This window comes from Rhizobium rosettiformans (assembly GCF_016806065.1).
Taxonomy (GTDB): Bacteria; Pseudomonadota; Alphaproteobacteria; order Rhizobiales; family Rhizobiaceae; genus Allorhizobium.
In genome coordinates, this window is sequence record NZ_CP032405.1 from 4,336,147 (window position 1) to 4,352,963 (window position 16,817).

A 16,817-nucleotide genomic window follows, 5' to 3' on the forward strand; every position below is an offset into this window, starting at 1 on the left:
AAAGACATCCGATGACAGAGCAAGCCCCACCAGTCGCCTCCCCCGTGAATCGACATACCGTCCATGCCAAAGGCCCGGAAAAACTGAAGGCGCATGCTGCAATGCTGCTCTTTGCCGCCCTGATCGCGGGCTCCTTCTCCTTTGGCGGCATGGCCGCACGGCACATTGATGCCGGCCCGCTGACCCTCTGGCGTTATCTGATGACGGTTATCGTCATGGGCGTCCTGACGTTTGGCATCCTGCGTGTCCCGTTCCGGGCACCACAGCGGATCTGGCGCTTTGCCCTGCTTGGCGGCCTGATCGCCGTCTACATGCTCACCATGTTCGTGGCGCTGGAATTCACCAGCCCTGTGCAGACGGGTGCCGTCTTCACCCTGATGCCATTGATCAGCGCCGGCTTCGCGCTTCTCTTCATCGGGCAGAAAACCCGCCCGGACGTGTTCATCGCGCTGGTCATCGCAGCCCTCGGGGCGATCTGGGTCATTTTCCGCGCCGATATCCAGGCGATCCTCTCCTTCGATGTCGGACGCGGCGAACTGATCTTCTTCGTCGGGGTCATCTGCCACGGCGCCTATGTTCCGCTGATCCGCAAGTTCAATCAGGGAGACAACCCGGTCGCCTTCGGTTTCTGGGTCGTGGTCTTCACCGTGCCCTGGCTCCTGCCGACCGGTGCTGTCCAGCTGGCGACGACGGATTTTCTCAACCTCCCCCCCATGGTCTGGGCGACGATCGCCTATCTCTCCGTCATCACGACCGCACTCACCTTCATGCTGCTGCAATACGCTTCCATGCGCCTGCCGGCCCCCAAGGTGCTCGGTTACGGCTATCTGACGCCGACCTTCATCATCCTCCTGGAAGGCGTGCTCGGTCACGGCTGGGCAAGCCCTGCCGTCTTTCTCGGCGCGCTGGTGACCGCCGCCGGTCTTCTGGTGATGGGCCTGCTCAGGGACTGACGGCCGGCGTCACACGGCAGGCTTCAGAATGAGGCCGTGCACGAAGAGACCTTCGAGAAACGAGGCGGCCGCCTCGAAGCGGTCTTCGCCTTCTTGGCCTGCCCCCAGCACGGACCGGACCTGAACGTCGAAGTCGGCATAATGCTGCGTCGTTGACCAGATCGAGAAGATCATGTGGTGCGGATCGCATTCTCGGATCTTGGCCGCGGCAATCCAGGCTCTGATGACCTCGGCCTTCTCATCCACGAGTTCCTTCAACGGTCCTTCGAGAACACCGGCGATATGCGGCGCACCCTGCAGGATCTCGTTGGCAAACAGCCGGCTTTCGCGCGGGAAGTCGCGTGCCATCTCCAGCTTGCGGCGAATATAGGACTTGATCTCGTGTTCGGGGTCGCCGTCCGCATCGAAGGCCTGCAGCGGCTCCAGCCAGTTTTCGAGCACCCGGTCGATCAGCGCCCGGTGCATGGCTTCCTTGGTGCGGAAATAATAAAGCAGATTGGGCTTTGACATGCCCGCGACCTCGGCAATCTGGTCGATGGTCGAGCCGTGGAATCCCCGCTGCGAAAACACTTCCAGGGCTGCTTCGAGGATCTGCTCTTCCTTTTCCTCCTGGATCCGCGTCCGCCTCTGGGTTTGCGCCGCTCTCGGTATTGCCATCTTAGAGTTGTTCCCCGCCTAAGACCCTGAAGTCACTCAACAATATCCGCGCTCAAATTCTGTGCATCTGCTCTGTTTTTTGTCGCAGATTTTTGCCGATTTTGTCTTGAGTGCCGTGATGGAAGCTGTAATGTTTTACCAGTCGGTCAAATTATTGGACAGATGTCAAATAAAGGCAACTGCCGATACGACAGCGAAAATAACAAAGACAAGTCGCTGTTGTTGACCCCGGGAACAAGGGGAACGGGCGGAAGATCCGGTCCCAGCAAAACAGGTGAGGATCTGCAATGACGGCGCAAACCGGCACGAACCTTCGCGTGAACGGCGATCGGCTCTGGGACATGCTCATGGAGATGGCGAAGATCGGCCCCGGCATTGCCGGCGGCAACAATCGCCAGACCCTGACCGACGAGGATGCGGAAGGCCGCCGCCTCTTTCAGCGCTGGTGCGAAGACGCTGGCCTCACCATGGGCGTCGATACCATGGGCAACATGTTCATGACCCGCGCCGGCACCGATCCGGACGCACTGCCCGTCTATATCGGCTCCCACCTCGACACCCAGCCCACCGGCGGCAAATATGACGGCGTGCTCGGCGTCCTCGCCGGCCTAGAGGCCGTGCGGTCGATGAACGACCTCAACATCACGACCAAACACCCTATTGTCGTCACCAACTGGACCAACGAGGAAGGTGCCCGCTTCGCCCCCGCCATGCTGGCGTCTGGCGTGTTCGCCGGCGTCATCGACCAGGATTACGCCTATGGCCGCAAGGACATGGACGGCAAGACCTTTGGCGACGAGTTGAAGCGCATCGGCTGGCTGGGCGACGAAGTGGTCGGCGCGAGAAAGATGCACGCCTATTTCGAGTATCACATCGAACAGGGACCGATCCTGGAGGCCGAGAACAAGCAGATCGGCGTGGTCACCCACTGTCAGGGCCTGTGGTGGCTAGAATTCACGCTCTCCGGCCGCGAAGCCCATACCGGCTCCACCCCGATGAACCTGCGCGTCAATGCCGGCCTTGCCATGGCCCGGATCATGGAAATGGTCCAGGAGGTCGCCATGAGTGAACAGCCCGGCGCCGTCGGCGGTGTCGGCCAGGTGAAATTCTCGCCCAACTCCCGCAACGTGCTACCCGGCACAGTCGTCTTCACCGTCGACATCCGCACGCCCGAGCAGGCAAAACTCGACCGCATGCGCGCGACAATCGAGGCGAAGGCAGCCGAAATCTGTTCCGCACTCGGCGTCGGCTGTTCGGTTGAGGCCGTCGGCCATTTCGATCCAGTCACTTTCGACGAAAAGCTCGTCGCCTCCGTCCGCAAGGCGGCCGAAGACCTCGGTTATTCCCACATGAACATCATCTCCGGCGCCGGCCACGACGCCTGCTGGGCCGCCAAGGTCGCGCCATCGACGATGATCATGTGCCCTTGCGTTGGCGGATTGAGCCACAACGAGGCGGAAGAGATCTCCAAGGACTGGGCGACGGCCGGCGCGGATGTTCTGCTGCGCGCGGTTCTGGAGACGGCGGAGATTGTGGGGTAAACTCAAGACCTGTCCTATGCGGAGGCCTGCCAATGACTTTGCCGAGAGAATTGTCTGCACAAGAAATGGCCGAACTTCGAGCAAAGGGGTTCCAACGCTTCGAACTATGGCTACCGGACCTGCGCGACCCGGCCATCCGAGCGCAGGCGGTAGCAGAGGCAAATCGCATGGCCTTTGCCGATGAAGAAGACAATGTGATGGAGTGGATTGAATGTCTTCAGAAGGACATGTGGGATCATGAGGACGGAGAAGGCGGCCAATGAAGCGTGGCGATGTCGTCACCGTGGTCCTGCCAAGCGATCTGGGCAAGCCTCGCCCAGCCGTCATCGTTCAGACCGACGCAATGACGGAGTCGCAGCTCAAGACCGTACTCGTCTGCCCCATCACCAGCTTCAGCTCCGCCCCGAGCATCTTTCGGGTGCCAGTCGAGCCCACTCCCTCAAATGGGTTGAAACTGCAATCTGAAGTCATGGTCGACAAGATCAGCCCGGCCAGCCGGCAGAGGATTGGCGAAATCATCGGGGCTTTTGATGACGTGACGATGGGCCGACTTGAGCGCTCAATGGCCATGGCCCTGGGCTTCGCTGGATGAGCACACACTAAAATGAATCTAAGGGGAGAGACCACATGACCACCACAGTCATCAAGGGCGGCACGATCGTCACCGCCGATCTAACCTATAAGGCCGACGTCAAGATCGCGGGGGGCGTGATCGTCGAGATCGGACCGAACCTGTCAGGCGACACCGTGCTGGATGCGGCGGGCTGTTACGTCATGCCGGGCGGCATCGACCCGCATGTTCACCTCGAAATGCCCTTCATGGGCACATACTCGGCGGATGACTTCGAAAGCGGCACCCGTGCAGGGCTCTCCGGCGGCACGACCATGGTCGTCGATTTCTGTCTGCCAGGCCCTGACCAGTCGCTGCTCGAAGCCTTGCAGATGTGGGACAACAAGACCTCCCGCGCCACGGCTGACTATTCCTTCCACATGGCGATCACCGGCTGGAACGAGCGAGTCTTCGATGAAATGAAGACCGTGGTTCAGGATCGCGGCATCAACACCTTCAAGCACTTCATGGCCTACAAGGGCGCGCTGATGGTGAATGACGACGAGATGTTCGCCTCCTTCCAGCGTTGCGCAGAACTTGGCGCTTTGCCGATGGTGCATGCCGAAAACGGCGACGTCGTTGCCTCGATGACGGCAAAGCTCTTGGCCGAAGGCAATAACGGCCCGGAGGCCCACGCCTATTCCCGTCCGCCTGAGGTCGAAGGCGAGGCGACCAACCGCGCCATCATGCTGGCCGACATGGCCAGCGTCCCGCTTTATGTCGTGCACACATCCTGCGAACAGGCCCATGAAGCGATCCGCCGCGCCCGGCAAAAGGGCATGCGAGTCTATGGCGAGCCGCTGATCCAGCACCTGACGCTCGACGAGAGCGAATATTTCAACAAGGACTGGGACCACGCCGCCCGCCGCGTCATGTCGCCTCCCTTCCGCAACAAGCAGCACCAGGATTCCCTGTGGGCCGGCCTGCAGTCGGGTTCGCTCTCGGTCGTCGCGACCGACCACTGCGCTTTCACCAGCGAACAGAAGCGCTTCGGCGTCGGCAACTTCGCTAAGATCCCGAACGGCACCGGCGGGCTTGAAGACCGCATGCCGATGCTCTGGACCTATGGTGTAGCGACCGGTCGCCTGACGATGAACGAATTCGTTGCGGTCACCTCGACCAATATCGCCAAGATCCTCAACATCTACCCGAAGAAGGGCGCCGTCCTTGTCGGCGCCGATGCCGACCTCGTGGTCTGGGATCCCAAGCGCTCCAAGACCATCTCCGCCAAGACCCAGCAGTCCTCGATCGACTACAATGTCTTCGAAGGCAAGGAAGTCACCGGCCTGCCGCGCTACACGCTGACCCGCGGTTATGTCGCGATCGAGGAAGGCGCGGTGAAGACCCGCGAGGGACACGGCAAGTTCGTCAAGCGCGAGCCCTTCCCCGCCGTTTCCAAGGCGCTGTCGACCTGGAAGGAACTCGTGGCACCGCGCAAGGTGGAACGCACCGGCATTCCGGCGACGGGGGTGTGAGCGTGAGGCCAGCGAAGAAGGCATGGCTGCTGAGGAGTGCCCGCTTCGGCGCGGGCTATGCAGCGGCCGTGTTTGTCGGCGTCATGGGCATCTGGGCCACCATGGAGGTCGAAGATGCCTTCACTTACGGCCGCCTGCCGCACTTCATCTCGATGTTTCCGCGCCCCATTCTCCAAGCACTCCAGCTGACCCTCGAGATCCTGCCGGTTGCCTTGTTGCTGGCCGCTCCCTTCACCTTGCTGGCGACCTGGGTGCTGCTGCGGATGCGTTGGAACCGCTGGTGGCATTTCGCCATTGCCGGTGCCGCATGCCCTCTGTCCGGCATCGCCCTTTTGCAACTGGCAACCTGGGGCCGCTTTTTCAATCAGAACGAGGCATCAATGGCGATGTCGCTCGCTCCGACAGGCATGATCTGCGCGATCATCTACAGGTGGATCGCCCTGCCCCAGAGAGAGGGTCTGGCGAGATGAAGCCAGCGTCACACCTCCACCAGCCCATCCAGCTCCGGCAAAAGCACAACGCTTTCCTGCTCGTTGGGGTCTGTCCGCGCAATGATCGCCGTGCAGGGCGTATTCGACAGGTTCGCCGGCAAATGCGGCACGCCGGCGGGAATGTAGAACAGCTCGCCTGCATGCACGATCACATGGTTCTCCAGCCGCTCGCCGTACCAGGTATGCGCCTGGCCGGAGAGCATGTAGATCGCCGTTTCGTGGCTCTCGTGCAGATGCGCCTTGGCGCGCGCTCCGGGCGGCATGGTCAAGACGTGCATGCAGATGCCCTTCGCACCCACAGTCTCAGCGGCAATGCCCTCGAAGTAACTCAGTCCCTGCTTGCCCTCATAGGTGTGGCCGGGCTTCACGATCCGGCAGGTGGGCTTTGATGATGTGTCCATGGTTTGATCTTCATCCCTTCCGCGGCAAAGCCGCCTCTCCTTCTCAGCTGCTCCCGAGCGGCCGCATGTCAAAAGAATGCAAGAGGCAGGCTGCCTTTGCAACGAACCCGATTGGTCCCAGCGCATGAATGCACCCTACTCCGTCGTCTCGGCCAGGAACCTGAGCCTCACCTTCGAGACCAATGACGGCCCCGTCCACGCACTGTCGAATGTCGACCTTGAGGTGAAGAAGGGCGATTTCGTCTCCTTCATCGGCCCCTCCGGCTGCGGCAAGACCACCTTCCTGCGCGTCATCGCCGATCTCGAAAAGCACACCGCCGGTGAGATCACGGTCAACGGGATGACACCGGAAGAAGCACGCAAGGCGCGCTCCTACGGCTATGTCTTCCAGGCAGCGGCCCTTTATCCCTGGCGCACGATCGAAAACAACATCGCGCTCCCGCTTGAAATCATGGGCTATAGTGCGGCGGAAAAGAAGAAGCGCATCGAGCAGACGCTGGAGCTGGTCAACCTGTCGGGCTTTGCCAAGAAATATCCCTGGCAGCTGTCAGGCGGCATGCAGCAGCGCGCCTCGATCGCCCGCGCGCTCGCCTTCGACGCCGACCTGCTCTTGATGGACGAACCCTTTGGCGCGCTCGACGAAATCGTACGCGACCACCTGAACTCCGAGCTGCTGAAACTCTGGGACCGCACCAACAAGACGATCTGCTTCGTCACCCACTCGATCCCCGAGGCCGTCTATCTCTCTACCAAGATCGTCGTGATGAGCCCGCGTCCCGGCAGGGTGACCGACATCATCGAGTCGACGCTTCCCAAGGAACGCCCGCTCGACATCCGCGAGACCCCGGAATTTCTCGAGATCGCGCATCGGGTGCGCGAGGGCCTGAAGGCGGGGCATAGCTATGAGGAATAACATCCACATGGAGTATATGGTTACCCCCCTCTGCCCTGCCGGGCATCTCCCCCACAAGGGGGGAGAACGGGATGTGGTCGCCGTCCCGCTCTCATGGCAAAGCGCTAGCCGCCACTCTCCCCCCTTGTGGGGGAGATGTCACGGAGTGACAGAGGGGGGTAAAACCCGCGCAACGGAAGCGGGGTCCACCCCATGAACCCCACCTTCCTCCTCTGGCTCGGTGCCGCCATGGCGACCTTCCTCGGTGCCGCGACCGTCTCCCGGGCCTATGTCGACAACGGCAAGCTCTGGGTGCTCGCGGCCTCGCTCGCCCTCTACTGCATCGGCAATCTGATGATGGTGAAGCTGATGCGCGAGGGGGGCTTAGGCCTTGCCATCTCCGCCTCAGCGGTCGCCCAACTGGTGCTCATCAATGTCATTGCCTTCCTCCTTTTCGGCGAGAGGCTGAGCGCGGTTCAGATGGCCGGCGTCGCGCTCGGTGTCGTCTCCATGGCTTTGATGCTCTTTCCTGCAAAAGGAGGTGTCTGATGACGTCAGCCCCTTCCGCCTTTCGTGACCGCATCTTGCCGGTTCTGACCGTCATCCTGGCGATCCTCGTGATCTGGCATGTCTTCGTCATTTATCTGAACGCGCCCTTCGTGCGCGACCAGGCGGCACGCGCCGGCGAGACGATCACCTTCTCCCAGATCGTCGAGCGAACCTTCGCCCAGGAACGTCCGGTCCTGCCGGCCCCGCACCAGATCGTCGCCGAACTCTGGGATACCACCATCAACAAGGCCGTCACCTCCAAGCGCAGCCTTGTCTACCACGCCTGGATCACGCTTTCCGCCACGCTGATGGGCTTTGCCATGGGCACCGTACTCGGCATCGTGCTCGCCATCGCCATCGTGCACAACAGGGCGATGGACAAGTCGCTGATGCCCTGGGTGATCGCCTCTCAGACCATCCCGATCCTCGCGATTGCGCCGATGATCATTGTGGTTCTCAATTCCATCGGCATCTCAGGCCTCATGCCCAAGGCGCTGATTTCCACCTATCTTTCCTTCTTCCCGATCGTCGTCGGCATGGTGAAGGGCCTGCGCAGTCCGGACATCCTGCTCCTCGACCTGATGCACACCTATAATGCCAGCCAGTCTCAGACCTTCTGGAAGCTCCGCTGGCCGGCGTCGATGCCATACCTCTTCACCTCGCTGAAGGTCGCAATCGCCATCTCGCTGGTCGGCGCGATCGTCGGTGAGCTGCCGACAGGGGCCGTCGCCGGTCTTGGCGCCCGCCTGCTGTCCGGCTCCTACTATGGCCAGACCATCCAGATCTGGGCCGCCCTCTTCATGGCGGCGGGGCTGGCGGCCCTGCTCGTCTCGATCGTCGGCATGGCCCATACACGGGTGCTCGCACGCATGGGGGTCAAGCCATGAACGGTTACCTCGTCTTCGCCTTCGTCTTCTGGCTCGGTGCCTGGGGCCTCAACGAGTGGCTTGTCCGCCGCCGTCCAAAGGACCAGACGGCGAAACGCGCGATCGGCCTCGCCGTCCCCCTGATCTTCGGCGTGACCCTGCTCGTGATCTGGGAATGCATGGTGCGCGGCTTCGAGATCCCCTCGATCCTGCTCCCCGCCCCGTCGATGATCTGGGCGCGGATCCTCACCTCCACCCATATCCTCTGGGCGGATTTCCAGCAGACTTTCCTGAAGTCTGTCATCACGGGTTATGTCGCCGGCTGTGGCCTCGGCTTCCTCGTTGCAATCCTGATCGACCGCTCGCCCTTCCTGCAAAAGGGCCTGCTGCCGATCGGCAACTTCGTCTCCGCCCTTCCCGTCGTCGGCATCGCACCGATCATGGTCATGTGGTTCGGCTTCGACTGGCAGTCCAAGGTCGCGGTCGTCGTCATCATGACCTTCTTCCCGATGCTGGTGAACACTGTCCAGGGTTTGGCCGCCGCCAGCCACATGGAGCGCGACCTGATGCATACCTATGCCGCTTCCTGGTGGCAAACGCTGGTGCGCCTAAGGCTACCGGCCGCCTGGCCTTTCATCTTCAATGCGCTGAAGATCAATTCCACCCTCGCGCTGATCGGTGCGATCGTGGCAGAATTCTTCGGCACCCCGATTGTCGGCATGGGCTTCCGTATCTCGACAGAGGTCGGACGCTCGAATGTCGACATGGTCTGGGCCGAGATTGCGGTTGCCGCACTCGCCGGCTCGGTCTTCTACGGATTGGTGGCACTGGCAGAACGCTGGGTCACCTTCTGGCATCCGTCCGTCCGTGGTGGACGGGCGTGAACTGCACCAACAAAAAAAGAGGGAACTGAAATGACTGTCAAACTCGCATCCATGCTGCTGGCTGCTGCGGTCTCGCTGACCGCCATGCAGGCCGCCGCCGCCGACAAGGTGACCCTCCAGCTGAAGTGGGTAACCCAGGCCCAGTTCGCCGGCTATTACGTCGCCAAGGACAAGGGCTTCTACGAAGAAGAAGGCCTCGACGTCGAAATCAAGCCGGGCGGCCCTGACATTGCTCCTCCGCAGGTTCTGGCCGGTGGCGGCGCAGATGTGATCGTCGACTGGATGCCGTCGGCTCTGGCCACCCGCGAGAAGGGCGTTCCGCTCGTCAACATCGCGCAGCCCTTCAAGTCCTCGGGCATGATGCTGACCTGCCTGAAGGAAACCGGCATCACCACGCCGGAGGATTTCAAGGGCAAGACCCTCGGCGTCTGGTTCTTCGGCAACGAGTATCCGTTCCTGTCCTGGATGAGCACGCTCGGCATCAAGACTGACGGTTCGGATGGCGGCGTCACCGTCCTGAAGCAGGGCTTCAACGTCGATCCGCTCCTGCAGAAGCAGGCCGCCTGCATCTCCACGATGACCTATAACGAATACTGGCAGGTCATTGACGCCGGCATCAAGCCGGAGGAACTGGTGACCTTCAAGTATGAAGACGAAGGTGTGGCCACCCTCGAAGACGGTCTTTACGTGCTCGAAGACAAGCTCGCCGATCCGGCCTTCAAGGAAAAGATGGTCAAGTTCGTCCGCGCTTCGATGAAGGGCTGGAAGTATGCCGAGGAGAACTCCGACGAAGCCGCCGAAATCGTGCTCGAAAACGATGCGTCCGGCGCGCAGACCGAAGCCCATCAGAAGCGCATGATGAGCGAAGTCGCCAAGCTGACGGCAGGCTCCAATGGCGCGCTCGACCAGGCCGACTATGACCGCACGGTCAAGACGTTGCTCGGTGGCGGCTCGGATCCTGTCATCACCAAGGAGCCGACCGGTGCCTTCACGACCGAGATCACCGACGCGGCCCTGAAATAGTCTTGGCGGACCATTGAAAATAGAGACACGGGGGCAGCGGTCCCCGTGTTTTTTTGTAGGTTCTGCTTATCGATTCAGACGCCTGGTCTGGCAGTTCGGCAACACTACCGTTCTATATTGAACAATTTTCAGAGGAATCAGGGAATCGGCTGTTCCGCCACTTGCAAGCGGTTTCGCCATCCCCCACCTCTTTCACTAGATTTCAATGCCGCGGTTGTGAAGACGCGCTTTATCGTCAGGCGGGATTAGGCCGGTGAGCCGAATGGCTTGTCGCCACGTATCAGGGCGTGAACTGCATAATAGATCTTTGGGAAGGGACCTATGTTTCTTAACACGAGCGCCAAGGCCGTATTGATGGCCGCCACTATCTCGCTGTCGGCCTCGGTCGCGCTGGCGCAGGAGCAGCCGACACCTCCGGCACCGGCCCAGAACCTTCCAGCCATTATCGTCACCCCGGCCCAGACCCGCGACCTGGTGGACCGCGTCGTCGCGACGGGGACCGTCATGGCCGTTGAAGAGGTCCAGATCCAACCCCAGGTCGAAGGGCTGCAGATCAAGTCTCTCGAAGCGGATGTCGGCGACACGATCGCAGCCGACGCTGTTGTTGCGCGACTGAACGAAGACACGCTCGTGCTCCAGCGCAGCCAGTTGGTGGCCAACCGCGCCAAGGCGGAAGCGGCACTTGCCCAGTATCAGGCTCAAGTCGTCGAAGCGGAAGCGAGCCTGAGTGACGCGCAGCGCCAGTTCGATCGTGCAACGCGCCTCGTCTCTTCTGGTTCCGTCTCGACCGCACAAAAAGAGCAGGCTGAAACTGCGCTCGCAAGCGCCACCGCCCGCGTGGAAACCGCGCGTCAGGCGATTACGGTTGCGGATGCCGATATCAAGGTCGTCGACAGCCAGATCGCCGACATCGATCTGCGTCTTGCGCGCACTGAGGTCAAATCGCCTGTGGCCGGCACGATTTCCGTGCGCAATGCGCGTATCGGCGCGATCGCATCCGGGGCCGGTCAGCCGCTTTTCACCGTCATTCGCGATGGTCAGATCGAACTTGTGGCGGACGTCCCGGAAAATGATATCCTGCGCCTGCAGCCGGGCCAGAAGGCGGCCATCTCGGTTGCCGGACGCGCCGAGCCGCTGTCGGGCTCCGTCCGACTCGTGTCTCCTGTGATTGATCCGGTCACGCGCCTCGGCTCGGTGCATATCGCGCTTGACGATGATGCGGCGGCTCGCTCCGGCATGTATGGCAATGCGGCGATTATTGTGACTGAGACGAAGGGCATTGCCCTACCCCTCTCGGCAATTACCACCGAGGGCGGAAAGACGACGGTACGCAAGGTTTCCGATGGTAGCGTCCAGATGGTGGAGATCCGTATCGGCATTCAGGACGGAGCTTATGTCGAGGTGACAGAAGGCCTTGATGAAGGGGACAAGGTGGTGGCCAAGGCGGGCGTCTTTGTCCGTGACGGCGACCGCATCAATCCCGTGGAAGAAACCAGCAGCGTTTCCAACTGAGAGGCGACGACGCCATGAATTTCTCTGCATGGTCCATCCGCAATCCGATTGCGCCGATCCTTGGCTTCTTCCTGCTGATGGTCGTCGGCATCCAGTCGTTTTATGCGCTGCCGATCACCCGCTTCCCGAACATCGACGTGCCCCTGGTGGCGATCACCGTCGGCCAGAGCGGCGCCTCCCCGGCTGAACTCGAAAGCCAGGTGACAAAGGAGGTCGAAGACGCGGTGGCCTCGATCACCGGCGTCGACGAAATCAACTCGACCGTCACCGACGGGATGTCCCAGACCGTCGTCATGTTCCGCATGGAAGTGCCGACCGAACAGGCGGTGCAGGACGTCAAGGACGCGATCGATCAGATCCGTGGCGATCTTCCGGCCTCCGTCGAGGAGCCGATCGTCACGAAGATCGACGTCGAGGGCCAGGCAATCCAGAGCTTCGCCGTCTCCTCGCCGAACATGAACCTTGCCGAACTCTCCTGGTTCGTCGACGATACCGTCAAGCGCGCCTTGCAGGGCCAGCCCGGCATCGGCCGCGTCGACCGCTACGGCGGCGCCGATCGCGAGGTGCGCGTCGAACTCGATCCCCACCGCCTCGATGCGCTAGGCGTCACCGCCTCCGACATCTCGGGCCAGTTGAAGGGCACCAACGTCGATTTGGGCTCGGGCCGCGGCCAGGTAGCCGGCGCCGAGCAGTCGATCCGCACGCTCGGTGACAACCGCGACGTCGAGAGCCTTGCCAACACCACAATTGCGCTCCCCGGCGGCCGCTTCGTGAAGCTTTCCGACCTCGGTCGTGTATACGACACTTACGAGGAACAGAGGTCCTTCGCCCGTCACGACGGCAAGCCGGTCGTGTCCTTCGCCGTCTTCCGCGCCAAGGGTGCCAGTGAAGTCACGGTAGCAGAAACCGTCGCCGAGAGCCTCGCCACGGTTCGCGCCGAAAACCCCGATGTCCAGATCGAGATGATCGACGACTCGGTCTACTTCACCTATGGCAACTACGAAGCCGCGATGCACACCCTCGTCGAGGGTGCGATCCTCGCCGTCATCGTGGTTCTGCTTTTCCTGCGCAACTGGCGTGCAACCCTGATCTCGGCCGTAGCGCTGCCCCTCTCGGCCATCCCGACCTTCTGGGTCATGGACATGATGGGCTTCTCGCTGAACCTCGTCTCGTTCCTGGCCCTGACGCTGGCGACCGGTATCCTCGTCGACGACGCGATCGTCGAGGTGGAGAACATCGCCCGACACATCAAGATGGGCAAGACGCCGTACCGGGCGGCCATCGAGGCGGCCGACGAAATCGGTCTCGCCGTCATCGCGACGACGTTTACGATCATTGCCGTCTTCGTGCCGGTGTCCTTCATGCCGGGCATTCCCGGCCAGTACTTCATCCAGTTCGGCCTGACTGTGGCCTTCTCCGTCTTCTTCTCGCTGCTTGTCGCGCGTCTCATCACCCCGATGATGGCCGCCTATCTCATGCGGGCGGAAGACGCGATGGACGACCATCACGACAACGACAGCCTGCCGCTGAAGCTCTACACGAAGCTCGTGCGCTTCACGACGCGCCACTGGTATTCGCGTCTCGGCACGCTGGCTGCTGCGATCGCCTTTCTGGTGGGCTCGATCATCCTTCTCGCAGGCGTCCCCGGCAGCTTCATTCCGCCGGAAGATGCAGGCCGTATCGTTCTGTCCGTCGAACTTCCGCCGAATGCGACGCTCGACGAAACGGAACGCAAGACCGACGAGATTTACGCGGCCATCCAGGACGTGCCCGATGTCGCCAGCATCTTCATCCTCGGCGGTTCCTCACCGCGCGGGGATCTAGAACTGCGTCGCGCCAGCGTCACCATGAACCTCGACCGGATCGAGCACTCGCTCGCCAAGACGCTGGTCAATGGCGGTCTCGGCAACATTCCCCTGATCGGCCAATACCTGCCGAAACTTCCCGAAAACGGCCGCATCCGTCCGCAATGGGATGTCGAGGAAGAGGTCTTCGCCAAGCTTGCCGGTATTCCGGACATCCGGATCACCAAGCTCAATGACCGCGGCGAACGCGACATCACCTTCAACTTCCTGTCCAAGAACGAGGAAGAGTTGAACCAGGCTGTCGGCATCCTTGAAGCCAAGCTTCGCCAGGTGCCGGAACTCGCCAATGTCAGTGCCGATGGCGCCCTGCCGCGTCCGGAGCTGCAGATCCGCCCACGTGCGGATGAGGCGGCCCGCCTCGGCATAACCGCCCAGCAGATCGCCCAGACTGTTCGCGTTGCGACCATCGGCGACGTGGACGCCGCTTTGCCGAAGATCTCGCTGGACAACCGGCAGATCCCGATCCGCGTCCAGGCTTCACTGGACATGCGCACGGACCTCGCTGCCATCCGCTCGCTGAAGATACGCACGGCAAGCGGCGCGACTGTCCCGCTCTCCAGCGTCGCCGACATCGACTACGCGGAAGGCGTATCGTCGATCAAGCGCAACGACCGCAACCGCGTTGTCTCCATCGGCGCGAGCCTGCCGCAGGGGGTAGCGCTGGATACGGCAACGGCCGCCTATCGCACCACGGTTGAAACTGCCGAGATCCCGGCAAGCGTTCGCCTCGCCGAAAGCGGTGACGCCAAGATCCAGGCGGAAATGCAGCAGAGCTTCGTCAACGCCATGATCCTCGGCTTGCTTCTGGTGCTGACAGTGCTGATCCTTCTGTTCAAGGACGTGATCCAGCCCTTCACCATCCTGTTCTCGCTGCCGCTCGCGATCGGCGGCGTGGCGGTCGCGCTGATCATCACCAACAACGCGCTCTCGATGCCGGTCCTCATCGGCATCCTGATGCTGATGGGCATCGTGACCAAGAACGCCATCCTGCTGGTGGACTTCGCCATCGAAATGCGCCGTCAGGGCATGCACCGGCTCGAGGCCATGGTCGAAGCGGGCCGCAAGCGCGCCCGCCCGATCATCATGACGTCGATCGCCATGTCGGCGGGCATGTTGCCCTCGGCGCTCGGCGTCGGCGAAGGTGGCTCGTTCCGTGCGCCGATGGCGATCGCGGTCATCGGCGGTATCATCGTCTCGACGGTGTTGAGCCTTGTGGTCGTGCCGGCCTTTTTCCTGATCCTCGACGATGTCTCCCGACTGCTCGGATGGTTCTTCGGTCGCTTCGTCGGCAAGAAAGAGGAAGAGGAAGAGCCACTCACGCCGGAAGTGCTTTCCTTCCTGGCGCGTCAGAACGTTCAGGCGCTGGAAGCCATGGAAAAGCGTGTCGCAGCCGTGGAACGCAACCAGCCGGTCAACCGCAAGCGCGATGGCAACGGCAACGTCATCAACCTGCCGCCGCTCGCGGCAGAGTAAGGCGTTTTCTCATCGAGACCAGAGGCCGGGCCCAAGTGCCCGGCCTCTGGCGTTTTAGCAGCCGCCAGGCTCAGATTAGGGAAGTCTGATTTGCCTCAAGGCGGTTGATCGAAATCAATCCGATCTCCCCCTGCTCGCGATAATGTGACTGTCACTGGAAAGGGCAAGATCACCCGGACCTGCAGGAGACGTGCACATCCGGCAAGGCGGAGGCGGCGCGACGACCGCAGCGGTGCATGCCCTGATACCGTGATGGATGGGGAGCCGTGAAGACCGTGAACAAGATCCTGAGACTGAACACGCGCGACAAGAACACGCTACTGCGGACGTCGTTCTTGTCACAACTTGGCCCCACGGCGATGGCCTCGATGATGGAGATCGCCAACATCTCCACCTACGAGGCGCGTGAGGTCCTGTTCCGCGAAGGAGAGCCGGCCGACAGCTTCTACAGCGTGCTGACCGGCTATGTGCGCCTTTACCGCCTCAACAAGGACGGCCGCGAGGCCGACATCCGCATTTGCGGTCCCGGGGACACCTTTGCAGAATGCCTACTGGCCGTCGGCGACAAGTATCTCTACAACGCCCAGGCGGCTGAAACGGTGACGCTTGCTCGTTTTGACCTGCAGCGCGTCCGGGCCCTCTCTGAACAGGAGAAGGATGTCGCAAAGGCGGTCATCCGCTGCCTGTCCGACCATCTGCGCACGACCATGGACTGTATTGCCAATGACCGCCTGCAGACCGCCCCCCAGCGCGTGGCGCATTATCTCCTGACCCATTGTGAAGCCGAGGGCGGCCCGGCCTCCATCCGCCTGCCGTTCCAGAAGAGCCTGCTTGCGGGCAAGCTGGGCCTGGCACCGGAGGCCCTGTCCCGCGCGTTCTCTTCACTGCGCCGCGTCGGCGTCATCGTGCGTGGACGCACGATCCAGATCAGCGACGTCAACGCCCTCAGGCAGATCTGAGGGCATCGGCACCCGGTACCCCCTTGGCTTCCGCTCAGAGCCCCCCACTCTGCTGCAGGAAGCTGACGATCCTGTCGACGCCGGAACCCCGCTTCAGATCGGTAAAGACAAACGGGCGCTCCGAGCGCATCTTTCCCGCATCCCGCTCCATGACCTCAAGATCGACGCCGACATGCGGCGCGAGATCCGTCTTGTTGATCACAAGCAGATCCGACCGCGTGATGCCTGGCCCGCCCTTGCGCGGGATCTCCTCGCCCTGGCAAACCGAGATGACGTAGAGGGTGATGTCGGCGAGATCGGGCGAGAAGGTTGCCGCGAGATTGTCGCCGCCCGACTCGATGAAGACCACGTCGAGATCCGGGATGCGTGCATTGAGATCGGCAATGGCCTTGAGATTGATCGAGGCATCCTCACGGATCGCGGTATGCGGACAGCCGCCGGTCTCGACGCCGACGACGCGATCCGAGCTCAGAGCCTGCATGCGGATCAGCGCATCGGCATCCTCGCGGGTATAGATGTCGTTGGTCACGACCGCGACCGAATAGTCGTCGCGCATGGCCTTGCAGAGTTTTTCCGTCAGCGCCGTCTTGCCGGAGCCGACCGGTCCGCCGATCCCGACGCGGAGAGGACCATTCTTCGATTTCATCATCTTCGTCCTGTGTGAGC

The 16,817-nt window shown here is 61.8% G+C and carries 17 protein-coding genes; 14 read left to right on the forward strand and 3 right to left on the reverse strand.

The annotated features are described in order from the left end of the window. Positions 1-11 precede the first annotated feature (11 nt). Entirely contained in the window at positions 12-953 is a 942-nt protein-coding gene (locus tag D4A92_RS21330; RefSeq protein WP_203017175.1) for a DMT family transporter, read from the forward strand. Positions 954-962: 9 nt separating this feature from the next. Here the strand turns inward: D4A92_RS21330 and D4A92_RS21335 are convergent, their stop codons facing one another. Continuing rightward, a complete protein-coding gene (locus tag D4A92_RS21335; RefSeq protein ID WP_203017176.1) occupies positions 963-1,610 on the reverse strand; it encodes a TetR family transcriptional regulator C-terminal domain-containing protein in 648 nt (215 codons plus the stop codon). 287 nt (positions 1,611-1,897) lie between these two features. Between D4A92_RS21335 and D4A92_RS21340 the strand changes: the two genes are divergently transcribed. Genes D4A92_RS21340 through D4A92_RS21360 form a run of 5 tightly spaced genes read left to right on the forward strand, consistent with a single transcriptional unit; the run spans position 1,898 to position 5,706 of the window. After that, positions 1,898-3,151, forward strand: a complete 1,254-nt coding sequence (locus D4A92_RS21340) for a Zn-dependent hydrolase (RefSeq protein ID WP_203017177.1) — start codon at positions 1,898-1,900, stop codon at positions 3,149-3,151. A 32-nt stretch (positions 3,152-3,183) separates the two neighbouring features. Then, positions 3,184-3,414: an antitoxin MazE-like protein gene (locus tag D4A92_RS21345; RefSeq protein WP_203017178.1), complete on the forward strand. Its 231-nt coding sequence runs from the start codon at positions 3,184-3,186 to the stop codon at positions 3,412-3,414. Further along, positions 3,411-3,743 (forward strand): type II toxin-antitoxin system PemK/MazF family toxin, encoded by a 333-nt coding sequence (locus tag D4A92_RS21350; protein WP_203017179.1) that lies wholly within the window; start codon positions 3,411-3,413, stop codon positions 3,741-3,743. Before D4A92_RS21345 ends, D4A92_RS21350 begins: the two co-directional genes overlap by 4 nt. A gap of 35 nt (positions 3,744-3,778) precedes the next feature. Then, on the forward strand, positions 3,779-5,236 hold the full coding sequence (gene hydA, locus D4A92_RS21355) for a dihydropyrimidinase (RefSeq protein WP_203017181.1): 1,458 nt from the start codon (positions 3,779-3,781) through the stop codon (positions 5,234-5,236). Between the two features lie 2 nt (positions 5,237-5,238). Then, positions 5,239-5,706 carry a hypothetical protein gene (locus D4A92_RS21360; protein ID WP_203017183.1) on the forward strand — a complete coding sequence of 156 codons (468 nt, stop codon included), beginning with the start codon at positions 5,239-5,241 and terminating at the stop codon, positions 5,704-5,706. Between the two features lie 8 nt (positions 5,707-5,714). Here the strand turns inward: D4A92_RS21360 and D4A92_RS21365 are convergent, their stop codons facing one another. Further along, complete coding sequence (locus tag D4A92_RS21365) at positions 5,715-6,128, reverse strand: cupin domain-containing protein (RefSeq protein WP_203017185.1); 414 nt, start codon at positions 6,126-6,128, stop codon at positions 5,715-5,717. Positions 6,129-6,252: 124 nt separating this feature from the next. On the opposite strand from D4A92_RS21365, the gene D4A92_RS21370 reads away from it, so the two are divergent. The 8 genes from D4A92_RS21370 to D4A92_RS21405 all read left to right on the forward strand — a co-directional run bounded on the left by D4A92_RS21370 (position 6,253) and on the right by D4A92_RS21405 (position 16,151). After that, complete coding sequence (locus D4A92_RS21370; RefSeq protein ID WP_054148384.1) at positions 6,253-7,041, forward strand: ABC transporter ATP-binding protein; 789 nt, start codon at positions 6,253-6,255, stop codon at positions 7,039-7,041. 192 nt (positions 7,042-7,233) lie between these two features. After that, positions 7,234-7,569 carry a hypothetical protein gene (locus D4A92_RS21375; RefSeq protein WP_203017186.1) on the forward strand — a complete coding sequence of 112 codons (336 nt, stop codon included), beginning with the start codon at positions 7,234-7,236 and terminating at the stop codon, positions 7,567-7,569. Further along, positions 7,569-8,456, forward strand: a complete 888-nt coding sequence (locus D4A92_RS21380; protein ID WP_203017187.1) for an ABC transporter permease — start codon at positions 7,569-7,571, stop codon at positions 8,454-8,456. The genes D4A92_RS21375 and D4A92_RS21380 overlap by 1 nt, the downstream gene beginning before the upstream one ends. Then, a complete protein-coding gene (locus D4A92_RS21385; protein ID WP_203017189.1) occupies positions 8,453-9,319 on the forward strand; it encodes an ABC transporter permease in 867 nt (288 codons plus the stop codon). The genes D4A92_RS21380 and D4A92_RS21385 overlap by 4 nt, the downstream gene beginning before the upstream one ends. Before the next feature lie 30 nt (positions 9,320-9,349). Next, positions 9,350-10,342: an ABC transporter substrate-binding protein gene (locus D4A92_RS21390; protein WP_203017190.1), complete on the forward strand. Its 993-nt coding sequence runs from the start codon at positions 9,350-9,352 to the stop codon at positions 10,340-10,342. 321 nt (positions 10,343-10,663) lie between these two features. Next, a complete protein-coding gene (locus D4A92_RS21395; protein WP_203017191.1) occupies positions 10,664-11,854 on the forward strand; it encodes an efflux RND transporter periplasmic adaptor subunit in 1,191 nt (396 codons plus the stop codon). A gap of 14 nt (positions 11,855-11,868) precedes the next feature. Continuing rightward, positions 11,869-15,192, forward strand: coding sequence for an efflux RND transporter permease subunit (locus D4A92_RS21400; protein ID WP_203017192.1), 3,324 nt, complete (start codon positions 11,869-11,871; stop codon positions 15,190-15,192). 275 nt (positions 15,193-15,467) lie between these two features. Continuing rightward, the gene (locus tag D4A92_RS21405) at positions 15,468-16,151 is read left to right on the forward strand and encodes a Crp/Fnr family transcriptional regulator (RefSeq protein ID WP_203020091.1); all 684 of its coding nucleotides are present in this window, start codon (positions 15,468-15,470) and stop codon (positions 16,149-16,151) included. A gap of 34 nt (positions 16,152-16,185) precedes the next feature. Here D4A92_RS21405 and ureG read toward each other — a convergent pair whose 3' ends face one another. Beyond that, a complete protein-coding gene (gene ureG, locus D4A92_RS21410) occupies positions 16,186-16,797 on the reverse strand; it encodes an urease accessory protein UreG (protein ID WP_203017193.1) in 612 nt (203 codons plus the stop codon). Positions 16,798-16,817 lie beyond the last annotated feature (20 nt).